This is a genomic window from Erythrobacter sp. S227, assembly GCF_057364925.1.
The window spans coordinates 3,058,691-3,070,420 of the sequence record NZ_CP200280.1 but is presented as its reverse complement, the minus strand read 5'-3'; the positions used below and the strand labels follow the sequence as shown (position 1 = coordinate 3,070,420).

Genomic DNA, 11,730 nt, shown 5'->3' with positions numbered 1-11,730 from the left:
TTACGCCTCCTCCTCAGAGCGGGGTTCGAGCTGACCGCTTGCAACTTTAATCGCGCGGCGGATGCGGGTGTAAGTGCCGCAGCGGCAGATATTGCCTTTCATTGCTGCGTCAATGTCATCGTCCGAAGGCGTCGGATTGTCGCGAAGAAGCGCGGTCGCGCTCATAATCTGGCCCGATTGACAATATCCGCATTGGGGCACCTGCTCGCTGATCCAAGCCTGTTGGATCGCGCTCATCATGCCATCGACACCTCCGATGCCTTCGATGGTGGTGACTTCGCGTCCCTCAGCCATGCTGACAGGCGTCGAACAAGAGCGTACAGGCTGACCGTCCAAATGCATGGTGCAGGCCCCGCACTGCGCAATACCGCAGCCGAATTTGGTGCCCACCAGCCCTGCCTTTTCGCGCACCACCCAAAGCAGCGGCATTTCAGGTTCGGCGTCGATATTGACGGGTTCGCCGTTGAGGATGAAGTTTGCCAAGGCGTCTCTCTCTTGCTCTTTCTCAGTTGCGATGAGCAATCTATCCTGCGAGGCCCCAAATTGATAGCGCGAATGTTCCAGCGCGCCTGATGGAGACCATATGGCCCAGATTTCCTTTGATGACTTCTTGAAGGTCGATATTCGCGCAGGCGAAGTGGTGCGCGCCGAACCGTTTCCCGAAGCGCGCAAGCCAGCGATCAAATTATGGGTCGATTTTGGCGAAGAGTTGGGCGTCAAGAAAAGCTCCGCACAAATTACCGATCACTACACGCCAGAGGAGCTTGTGAGCCTCACAGTGATGGCAGTGGTGAACTTTCCCCCGCGCCAGATTGGCCCGTTTATGAGCGAAGTTTTGGTGCTTGGCTTTGAGGATGAAGACGGCGCGATTGTGCTGGCTGCGCCCGACAAGAATGTACCCAAAGGTGTGCGCCTGATGTGAAGCGTTAGAGGTGTCCTTTGAGCGCCTCTTTTAGGTGGCCGAGCCAAGGTTCAAACGGCTTCCATGCGCCCTGCCCCTTGCGGTTGATCGGTTGGCGCACCTGTTCCGAAGACGCCGTGCGCACTGCCCGGTCCGTCTTGTGAAAGGCGAGGCATTGCTCCTCAAACGGGACGCCGAGGAAGTCCAGCATCCGGCGCGTTTGCCCTTCGAGATCATCGAGCACATCCTCGTGCTGCACCCGCAGAACCTCGCCGGGAAGCACCGCATCCCAATGGTCCATTAAATCGACATAATCGGCGTAATACTGCCCAACCTCGTGCAATCCGTAGGTGAATTCCTGACCCTCGGCGAAAAGCTGTTTGAACCCTGAAAAACAGCAATCCATCGGTGCGCGCCTTGCATCGATGATCTTGGCATTGGGCAGGATCAGATGGATCAACCCGATATGCCGGAAGTTGTTCGGCATTTTGTCGATAAAGAACGGGGCACCTTGGCGGTGGATGCGCGTGTTTTCGATGAAGTCAGCTCCGAATTTTTCGAGCTGCTCCGCCGAAAGATCATGCAGCACCGCTGGGTACAACGACTGCCCCGCTTTGCGCCCACGCAGCCTGTGAGCAAGCGCGAGGATATTGGGCAGCTCCAGTGTACCATCAATCTGGCTGTGGCTTGCCAAAATCTGTTCCAGCAAGGTGGAACCTGCACGCGGCAGGCCGAGGATAAATATCGGGTCAGGCGCATCATGGCCGCTGCCTTCGTGCTTGGCGAACAACTCGCTCGAGCAATGCTCTTTCTGCTTGGCAAGCTCCGCGCTCATCGCCTCTGCTTTGTACCGCGTTTGCGCGCGTTTCAGCCTGTTGCCAGTATCGTAATGCTGGAACGCCGCCTCATAATCACGCTCGTCCTCCATCGCTTTGGCAAGCGCAAAGTGGAGGTGGACGCGGTCCATGAATGCCAGATCGCTGCGCTCAACCTGCGCGCGCATCCCCGCAATCTCGGCATCGCTGAAGCGATAGGTTTTGAGGTTGGCTAGCGCATAGTAGGCATCGCCGTGATCCGGCTTGGACTTGATGGCTGCGCGATAGCTTGCCTCAGCCTCGCTGCGGTCGCCTTTGGTCTTGAGTGCATGGCCGCGGCTAGTGAGACTGGCGGGGTCTCCGGGTAGCTTTTTGAGCACATCGTCAAAGAGCGCGAGGCCCCCCTCATAATCACCCATCTGAATGCGTTCGATCGCAAGGCGCGACTGGAAAACGGGGCTTTCTGGATCGCGTTTGATGAGAAGTTCGGCCTGCTCCAAGGCTTCTGCTGATTTCTGACGGCGGCGCAAAGCGTCAATGTAATCGAGCCTGAGTTGCACATCATCGGGAGAGAACTCCACCGCGCTCTCCAGCAGAAATTCCGCATCATCCAGAACACCAAGCTCAATCCCGATTTTGGCGAGCAGGCGCATGCCTTCGATATGGGCGGCATCGCGGGTAGGATGGGTTCGCAGATAGTGGCGGCAAATCTCCTCGGCGCGCGCAATGCGCCCTTCGGCCAAATGGTTAGTCACCGCGACAAGCTCGCGTGGGAGGCGCGCAATCCGCTCTTGCTGAGCCTTGGCGACGTTGGCTTCGACCATCCTCCCCGCGGCCGCTTCCAAACGCGATTGTTCGCGCCAGCTCGCCTCCAGTGCCGGATTAAACCGGGTGGCTCGGCTAAACGCCGCCAATGCGCCTGCATTGTCACCGCGCGCCAAGGCGAGATGCCCCTGCTCCTGCCACGCGCGGCCATATTCGGGCATCGCGGAATGCAGCGCGTTCAGGTGCACACCCGCCTCATCAAATCGTTTTAAATACCGGCACGCTACCGCCGCCATGTAGAGCGCCTCTCCATCCGAGGGGTTCTCGGCGAGAAGCCCGCGTGCAGCCTCAAGCCCTGCTTCAAACTCACCAGCTTGAAGAGACTTTTGCGCGGATTGGAGTTGCTCTATGCGGTTCATACGCCTGCCTTAGACAGCAAAACGGCGGGAGTGAACACTGCCACTCCCGCCGCTTGTGATTGGATGCGTTCGATCAATAGTCGAACGAAACGCGCATGCCCACCGTCAGAGGACGGTTTGTGATGATGCGCTCACGGTCATTGCCGAAGATGCCCGAAACTTCAGCGCGCTCATCGCTGAGGTTTTCACCGAAGATCTCGAACTTCCACTGATCCGCTTTCACGCCCATCGACAAATCGAAGGTTGTGTAGCTGTCCAGTTGGATATTGTTGATTGCGATGATGTCGGTTTGCTTGGATGCCGAATAGGTCGCTTGTGGCTGAATGAAAGCCTCAAGGCTGTCCGACACATCCCATTCATACCGTGCACGAATGTTGCCTTGGAAGCTTGGCGCGTAAGCGAGATCGCTTCCGAGGATCACGTCATTAGTCGGGATAAGGATTTCCGTGACCTCTGTGTCGAGGATCGAAAATGCACCTGCAAAGGTCAGACCCGGCGTCGCATAAGGTGCAACGGTGAAGTCTGATTCAATCCCGTAAATCTCTGCATCCGCAGCGTTTGACGAGAAGAACAGGTTTGTGATCGAGGGGTCAAAAATCTGCGTCTGCAGGTTTTGAATATCGACAAAGAAGGCCGAACCATTCCAGCGGAATTGACCATCGATGAGGTCGAGTTTCCAACCGAGTTCGTAGTTCTTCACCTCATCGGTTTCGAGCTCGAACGGCACCACAAATCCGCCAGCACCCACAGCGCCGCCGGGACGGTTGAGGAAGCCGGGACGGAAGCCTTCCGAATATGTCGCGTAGAACAGCATATCGGGTGTAGGTGTCAAAGTGACGGTCCCTTTGAAGATAACACCGCTTGTTTCGGCCACATCAGGCGCACGCACCGCGTTGAAGACCTGTGTTGCCTGCGCTTCGGACAGGCCAGCTGCCTGAATGTCAGCAATGCTGTCATCGAGGTCAAACGTCTGACGCAAGGCCGCATTACACGATCCGATGAAAGTGAACTGTCCGTCACCGTCATAAAGATCGCTGATGTCGGTACCAAAGGCATTGGCATCGGTTGCAGCACCCGAGTTACAGAACGAACCGTTCGCAGACCCTTCAAAGTCAACTTCGACATCGTAGTAGCGCGCACCAAATGTCACGCTGAGCAAGTCAGGGATGACATCAAAGTTTGCTTCACCAAAGATGCCGAACTGTTCGTCCGTACGGCGAATGTCATTGCGGAAGATCGTGGAAGCCGGGAATGGTCCAGGATCAGAGAAGAAGCCGGTCGTCTGCGGGAAGTTGGTCGCAAACGGGCCGAATGGATTTGCTAACACATTGTTTGGATATGCAAAGTCCACACGCTCTTCGAGGCTGAGGTCGGAATAGAACGCACCACCCTGAAAGCTCACGCGCCAATCGTCAGGCGTCGAGAAACGCAGCTCCTGCGTGAACACTTCGGTGTTCGAAAGCGAATTGATGAACAGGTTCGGTGCCTGACAAGTTCCGCTTGGCGCTGCTGCACCGGGATAGGTCACTGACCCGTCACAGATGTAATACGGCAGATATTGGCCAGCAAACAGGTAGTCGGTGTAATCAGCACGCTGCTCGCTTTCACGGTCGGTGTAGGCACCGGTGTAGATCACATCGAGCCAGCCGATACGGCCTTCCACGGTCCAGCTTGTGTTAGAGAAATCGTCTTCAAGACGGTCTTCTTCAAAGCGCTGAATTTCAAGATCGCCAAGGCCATCAAGCTCAGGATCGGCGAAGAACACGCCGTCTGATTCAAGGCTTTGACGCTGGTGCGAGATGTTGACGGTCCAATCAGGCGTCACTTCCCACAGAGCGCTTACACGAAAGCCGGAGTAGGTCGTATCGTTGAAGTTATCTTGGACAAGGCCAGCGTTGTCGGCCTGAAGGAATTCCACGCCAGACAGGTCAGCGGTCGATTGGAAACCGGCGCGAACGGCGGAAACCGGAACGCCGTTTTCACGGACAAAACCTTCCGGACGGAAACGCGCGCTTTCAGTCAGATCGCGAGTCCCTTGGACATTGTCGATGTAGCCGCCTTGATCATCAAGATATGCAACACCGCGCAGAGCAAACGTGTCGCTTACCGGCACGTTGATCATGAACTCGCCCTGGTAACTTGCTTCACCGCCTTTGGTGAATGAGACGCCAGCAGAGGACTTCGCCGAGAAACCGGAAAGATCAGGCTTGTTGGTGATGAGACGCACAACACCTGCTTGCGAACTTGCGCCAAACAGGGTGCCTTGCGGGCCCGAAAGCACCTCGATACGCGCCAAGTCGGCAGCGTAAACATCAAGGTTACGGCCTGGCTGTGAAAGCGGTTGATCGTTGAGATACAGCGCCACGTTAGGAGCAAGTCCCGCAACCCCTGCTACAGTGATGTTTGGCGTGGTTGATGCAAGACCGCGAATGTAGATCGTGCTTTGGCCCGGACCATTGCCGCCTGCTGTGACAGACGGGATCTGGTCGAGATAATCTTCGAACGTGTCGATGTTAAGCTCTTCGAGCTGTTCTTCACCGATGGCAGAAACCGAAATTGGAACGTCTTGCAGGTCTTCGCTGCGACGCTGCGCTGTCACGATGATGGTGTTCACACCGCCTTGGCGCTCTTCAGCGGCAGGTGCGCCGGCATCCTGCGCTGCGGCAGGCGATGCGATTGCGACAGCCAGCGCGCCCAGCGACGCGCCGGTTATAATGTTCTTCATTATGTAATCCCTTTTGGACTGCGGATGAGGGGGGCGGCGCAACGGTTCGCGCCAGTTCATCCAAGAACAGCGGGCTCAACGAAATTTGTGAATTGCACAAACTACGGGGCGCGCTGGAGGGGCAGGTAACAAGAGCAAAGCGGGCTGGCCACAGCGCGCCCTCGCATTTTCCAAAGCTACAGAGATGTGTTGCATTGAAACAACAATGTAAATCTAGTCCATGAAAACTCTAGGTAATCAGGAAACTATTCAGCATTATTACATACTTTACAGAACGCCTTTTATAAGTATCCGATATCATACTTCATAGATGAGCCACACTATTCTGTATATCTTCGCGAATACTTAGATTTTGTAAGTGTCGCACAAAGTCCTCAAAGGGTTGTAACTTCCCCGTCCCAGTTCTCGCACGCCTCTTGTGTGGTTGGAACGCCGTGCTTTTTACGAATGAGGTCAAAGACAACCGCCTTGATGATCGACGCACACATGGCCGCAAGCACGAGGGAAAACGGCAATGCGCCGATAATCATCGTGATGCGAATGGCCTCGATCCCGCCAAGGATCAGCATTGAACCCACGACGAAAGCCAGCGCTGCACCCCAGAAGAGGATGTGAAAACGCCGCGCGCCTTCATTGTCGCCTGCGCCATTGATGGTGTTGACGATCAGGATCGCGCTGTCAGCCGAGGTGATGAGATAGGTCATCAACAAGATAACCACGAGGCCAGAGACAACCGCCGCCGTTCCGGGCTCCAACAATAGCGCAAGGGTTGCGAAAAGCTGGTCGGCCATGGGCGCATCAACAATCGTACCGCCAGCGACCCCTGAAAGCTCAAGATCAATCGCGGTTCCGCCGACCAGTGCCATCCAGATGAAGCACATAAGCGATGGGACCAAAGCAACGCCAAGCACATATTCGCGGATCGTGCGCCCGCGCGAGATGCGCGCGATAAACATGCCGACGAATGGGGCGAATGCGATCCACCATGCCCAGTACATGACGGTCCAACCAAGCTGCCAATCGACCAGCGCACCCGCCATCTCGCTACCGTCATCCTGGAACAAGGTGAGTGATTGCATGGGCAGGTTTACGATATAGTCCCATGTCGCCACGCCCATAAGCTGCAAACCGTAAAGGCCCGAACCCACAGTTGCGAACAGCGCGAGGAGCGCAAATGAAAGCGCCATGTTGATATTGGAGAGCCATTTGATCCCGCGCCCCACGCCAGAAAGCGCGCTGATTGTCGAGGCTCCTACCAACACTATCAGAGCGATCACTATGGCCAAGTTGGAAGCGGTGAGCACACCGCCTTCGCCTGAGACCATCAACCAATCACCAAGACCGATCCGGTAAAGGCCTGCAACAAACTGCTGAACCCCGAAGGCCAAAGTGTAGGAGACGCCCAGAATTGTCGCCACCACGGCAACAACGTCAACAGCGTGGCCCCCAAGGCCGGACATGCGCTCACCAAAAAGCGGAGCCAAGCTCGACCGGATCGTCAGAGGCAGCCCCCGCCTGTGCGCAACATAGCCAATCCCAAGACCCACGAGCGCGTAAGTGCACCACGCGCCAAAACCCCAATGCAGGAAAGTGTAGATGTACGCAGGCCGCACCGCCTCGGCAGAGCGCGCCTCAATCGTGCCTCTGATAATGTCAGGATTATTCGAGAAGTGAGCGAGCGGCTCTCCAGTAGAGAAGGTCAGCATGCCAATACCGATGCCTGCACCAAACAGCATGGAGAACCACGAGGCGCGCGAAAATTCAGGCTTTTCACCCGGCGCACCAATGCGCAAGGACCCGATTTGCGGGACCAATACGAGCACCGCACTGCTGATCACGAGAAACGCAACGAGATAGACATACCAACCGCTAAAGGCACTGATGATGGTCGAATTGGCGACCTGCAACGTCTCCATCGCGTTCACCGGAAAGAAGATCGCCCATAGGATGATCAACGACACAATGATTTTCGCAGGGATCGTGACCTCGCGGCTGAACCCGTCGTAAAACCCTTTGTCGTGAGTATCGATTTCCAGTTCCACCATGGGTGGTGCAATGCGGCGGTCGCCGCTTGTGACTGGGTCAACGGCTTTTTGTTCAGCTCCGGGGCTGGTCATGAAAAAATGCGTCCGATTTTGAGCCAAAACTGGCGGCTCTGATCCCTACCGGACCACGCAGAATGGCGGGCCCGGGCACACGCCTCTTGATGGGCGCGTTTGTCTTAGAGGGGCTGCCTACAAGGCTTAGCCACCTGATTGCAACCCCGCCCCGCTCTGCCGCACAAGACAGTAACGGAGTCAGTGCCAGACCGGTTCAATGTGCATCCTTGCACTTGCGTCGCATGCACTTTCAGAGGATACAGCCTTCACGCAAAACACAAAAAGCGGTCGCGTTGTTATCAAAGGGGGGTATGCAATGCCGGTTTCTGACCACGTAAATCTATCGCAATTCATGGAAGGCGTGAAAAAGCGTAATCCGGGACAAACCGAGTTTGTTCAGGCGGTCCATGAAGTTGCTCAAGACATTTTCGAATTCATGGCCGACAAGGTCGAGTATCACGAAGCGCAGATCCTGCGCCGGATTGCGGAGCCGGATCGCATCGTCTCTTTCCGCGTATGCTGGGAAGATGACAATCACAACATCCGCGTACAGCGCGGCTGGCGCGTTCAAAACAACAACGCCATCGGCCCATATAAAGGTGGCATTCGTTTCCACCCATCTGTGACCGAAAGCGTTCTTAAATTCCTTGCGTTTGAGCAAACCTTCAAAAACTCGCTAACGGGCCTTCCCATGGGCGGCGGCAAAGGCGGCGCGAACTTCAACCCAAAGGGCAAGTCTGACGCCGAAGTCATGCGCTTTTGCCAAAGCTTTATGTCAGAGCTGTACCGCCACATTGGCCCCAACACCGACGTGCCAGCCGGTGACATCGGTGTTGGCGGGCGCGAAATTGGCTACATGTTTGGCCAGTACAAGCGCCTCACCAATCGCTGGGAAGGCGTTCTTACGGGCAAGGGTCAAGAATATGGCGGATCGCAAATGCGGCCCGAGGCCACCGGCTATGGCGCAGTCTATTTCCTGCAGAATATGCTCAAACATAAAGGCATGGATGTCGAGGGCCACTCCGCCGTCATCTCCGGTTCGGGTAATGTCGCAACCCACGCCGCTGAAAAGATCACCCAGCTTGGCGGCAAGGTCTTGACCCTTTCGGACTCAGGTGGGTTTATCCATGACCCGGACGGCTTCGATCAAGAGAAGATCGACTGGGTTAAAGAGCTCAAGAACGTGAGGCGCGGCCGGATCAGCGAATATGCCGATCACTTCACCAATGCGACTTTCCACGAGGGCAAGCGCCCATGGGATGTGCCGTGCGACCTCGCTCTGCCGTGTGCAACACAGAACGAGCTCAACGAAGACGAGGCCAAATCGCTGGTCAGCAATGGCTGCAAAGGCGTTTCCGAAGGCGCGAATATGCCGACCACTCTGGAAGGCGTTAAGGTCTTCCACGATGCCAAGCTTTTGTATGGCCCCGGCAAAGCAGCAAACGCCGGCGGTGTGGCTGTCTCTGGTCTGGAAATGAGCCAGAACTCGGAGCGTATCAGCTGGAACCATGAGCGCCTCGGCGAAATGCTGACCGACCTCATGGAAGGCATCCACGAGAAGTGCACCGAATATGGCGACCAGGGCGATGGCTATGTCGACTATGTGAAAGGCGCGAATATCGCAGGCTTCAAGAAAGTCGCCGACGCGATGCTGGCGTTTGGCGTGGTCTAGTTAAGACGATTGGCGTTAGGCATGTTTTAGGCTGATCGCCATTGTCGCAAGAACATTGGGGGCGCTTCCTGTGTGGGAAGCGCCCTTTTCTTTTGTCCGTGAAATAACAATCGCTTGCCTGCCATTGAGCCTCAATCGCACCGGTCGGTGGAGCGGCTTTAATGCCCCTGAAAGCTGCCAGATTTTCCTCTCCGGCAAAAAGGCCAAGGAGCAAGCCAACCGCATTAATGAAGAAATCTCCGGGTTGGCTCCGGCGAGCTACTTACTCCCGATTCAAGGCAGCTAAGGCTTTGCACCTCTATTGGCTGATCGCCCAGATTTCAGTGTCCATTCAATTGAGGATTGGTCGTGACCATTACCAAAGCTAGCACGCGCATCGGCGTAGGCGTCATTGCACTAACGATGATTGCCGCAATCATATCATTTATTGGCATCAACCAAATCAGGTTCGGCGGAGAGATGGATCGCCGTGACAGCCAGGTCAACGAGTTCAAGGCGGACATTCTGCCGCCGCCAGAATATCTGGTCGAAAGCTATCTGGTTGCCAACCTGCTCGTGCGTGAGAGGCGCAATTTCGACACCCATGTCGACACATTGACGCGGCTCAAAAACGAGTGGCGCGAGCGTGCCGATTATTGGGCGGCATCTGATCTTGAAGAGAACCTCAAAGCAGGCATTGCGCAAACCGTCGCAACCGATGGGTCCGCATTCTGGCGCGAGATCGAACAAAGCTTGATCCCGGCCGTTCGGAGCGGAAACGAAAGCGCATCACAAGCCTCGCTTGGCCGATTGGGCGATCACTACAATGGTCACCGGGCCACGATTGATACATTGGTGGTCGGCGCCGATGAGCTCTCGGCAAGCCTTGCCGAAAGCTCGAGTTCGACAGTGCTATGGGTGACAATCATGCTCGCCCTGACGGCGCTTATCCTGCTGCTTGCCAGCGTGGGGAGCTTGTATTTGCTACGAAAGAAGGTGCTCACACCTCTGGCGGAGACCGCCGAAACGATGGAGGCGATGGCTACCGGCAATCTGGATGCGGGTGTCCGCCACTCGCATGCCGATAACGAAATCGGGACGATGACCCGCACGATCGAGGTTTTTCGCAAGAACAGCAAGAAGCAGGTCGATGATGCCATCAAACAGGAGAAAGTGGTTCAACTTGTCTTCGGTGCGCTCCAGCGCCTTGCGGGAGGTGACCTCGCATTTCGTATGATCGAGGAACTGGACAAGCAGTATGAACCTTTGCGCACTGGATACAATAACTCTGCGAAACAGGTCGAAACGCTTATCGAAAAGGTGCGGACATCGGTTGACAGTGTGAGGCAAGGGGCAAGCGAGATCAGTGCAGCCTCCGATGACCTTGCCCACCGCAATGAAACACAGGCGGCCAGCCTTGAGGAGACCGCCGCCGCTATGAGCCAAGTGACCGAACTGGTACGCCAGACGGCTGACAACGCTTCGGAGGCAAAACAGTCTATCGATGAAACGCACAAGGAGGCGCACAATGGCGGAGATGTGGTCAAAAAGGCCGTGACCGCGATGGATTCGATCGAAGCCTCATCCAAAGAGATCACCCAAATCATCGATGTGATCGACGGGATCGCGTTTCAGACCAATCTGCTTGCTCTCAACGCAGGGGTCGAGGCAGCCCGCGCAGGTGACGCCGGCAAGGGCTTTGCTGTTGTGGCGACCGAAGTGCGCGCACTGGCTCAGCGCAGCGCCGAGGCGGCCAATGACATCAAGCAACTGATCTCCACTTCAACTGCACAAGTGGACGAAGGTGTGACTCTTGTTGGTGAAACCGGCAAGGTTCTGGAGGGGATTGTAACACGAGTTGGCGAGGTCAACCTTCAAATCCAGAAGATCGCCGACAGCGCCAGCGCGCAGGCCACAAGTATCGAACAAGTCAGTAGCGCGGTTGTCGACATGGACAAGATGACACAGCAAAACGCGGCTATGGTCGAGGAAACGGCTGCGTGCGCCCGCAACCTGTCAGAACAGGCGAACGGACTTGGCGTCCTGGTAAGGCAGTTCCGGACTGATGAACGCGAACTGCCGCGTACCGAGCAGCAGGCAGAAGACGAGAGCATATACTGGCCGCTGCGAGGGGCTAAAAAAGCGCCCGCGCATCAGCAACAGGCGCAACTTGGCTATCCTGCACGCGAGAACACAGCGGCGCAGCACGCACCGCAACGGCAGCGCCCGGTCGAAGTCGTAGGCAATCTTGCGATGAAGCCCGAATACGAAGAGCAGGAAGATGATCAGGACTGGAGCGAGTTCTAAGGCACGAGCGATCAATGCGATCAATCGCGCAGGCGCAGCTTGCGGATT

At 56.1% G+C, this 11,730-nt stretch carries 7 protein-coding genes; 3 read left to right on the top strand and 4 right to left on the bottom strand.

Going from position 1 to position 11,730, the window contains the following annotated elements; genetic code table 11:
• Nucleotides 1-483, bottom strand: a complete 483-nt coding sequence (locus AC0V6Q_RS14585) for a (2Fe-2S)-binding protein (RefSeq protein ID WP_486169102.1) — start codon at nt 481-483, stop codon at nt 1-3.
• A 100-nt stretch (nt 484-583) separates the two neighbouring features.
• Between AC0V6Q_RS14585 and AC0V6Q_RS14580 the strand changes: the two genes are divergently transcribed.
• Nucleotides 584-922, top strand: coding sequence for a tRNA-binding protein (locus AC0V6Q_RS14580; protein WP_486169101.1), 339 nt, complete (start codon nt 584-586; stop codon nt 920-922).
• A 4-nt stretch (nt 923-926) separates the two neighbouring features.
• On the opposite strand, the gene AC0V6Q_RS14575 is transcribed toward AC0V6Q_RS14580, so the two are convergent.
• The 3 genes from AC0V6Q_RS14575 to AC0V6Q_RS14565 form a co-directional block, all read right to left on the bottom strand.
• Entirely contained in the window at nt 927-2,900 is a 1,974-nt protein-coding gene (locus tag AC0V6Q_RS14575) for a tetratricopeptide repeat-containing sulfotransferase family protein (RefSeq protein ID WP_486169100.1), read from the bottom strand.
• 73 nt (nt 2,901-2,973) lie between these two features.
• Complete coding sequence (locus AC0V6Q_RS14570; RefSeq protein WP_486169099.1) at nt 2,974-5,625, bottom strand: TonB-dependent receptor; 2,652 nt, start codon at nt 5,623-5,625, stop codon at nt 2,974-2,976.
• 374 nt (nt 5,626-5,999) lie between these two features.
• The gene (locus AC0V6Q_RS14565) at nt 6,000-7,742 is read right to left on the bottom strand and encodes a BCCT family transporter (protein ID WP_486169098.1); all 1,743 of its coding nucleotides are present in this window, start codon (nt 7,740-7,742) and stop codon (nt 6,000-6,002) included.
• A 298-nt stretch (nt 7,743-8,040) separates the two neighbouring features.
• Between AC0V6Q_RS14565 and gdhA the strand changes: the two genes are divergently transcribed.
• Nucleotides 8,041-9,396, top strand: coding sequence for an NADP-specific glutamate dehydrogenase (gdhA, locus tag AC0V6Q_RS14560; protein ID WP_486169097.1), 1,356 nt, complete (start codon nt 8,041-8,043; stop codon nt 9,394-9,396).
• A gap of 348 nt (nt 9,397-9,744) precedes the next feature.
• A complete protein-coding gene (locus tag AC0V6Q_RS14555) occupies nt 9,745-11,682 on the top strand; it encodes a methyl-accepting chemotaxis protein (RefSeq protein WP_486169096.1) in 1,938 nt (645 codons plus the stop codon).
• Nucleotides 11,683-11,730: the final 48 nt, after the last annotated feature.

What these genes read in the sequence shown, in the direction of transcription:
- AC0V6Q_RS14580 (WP_486169101.1), top strand. Translation starts at nt 584, where the DNA reads ATGGCCCAGATTTCCTTTGATGACTTCTTGAAGGTCGATATTCGCGCA.
- AC0V6Q_RS14575 (WP_486169100.1), bottom strand. Translation starts at nt 2,900, where the DNA reads ATGAACCGCATAGAGCAACTCCAATCCGCGCAAAAGTCTCTTCAAGCT.
- AC0V6Q_RS14570 (WP_486169099.1), bottom strand. Translation starts at nt 5,625, where the DNA reads ATGAAGAACATTATAACCGGCGCGTCGCTGGGCGCGCTGGCTGTCGCA.
- AC0V6Q_RS14565 (WP_486169098.1), bottom strand. Translation starts at nt 7,742, where the DNA reads ATGACCAGCCCCGGAGCTGAACAAAAAGCCGTTGACCCAGTCACAAGC.
- gdhA (WP_486169097.1), top strand. Translation starts at nt 8,041, where the DNA reads ATGCCGGTTTCTGACCACGTAAATCTATCGCAATTCATGGAAGGCGTG.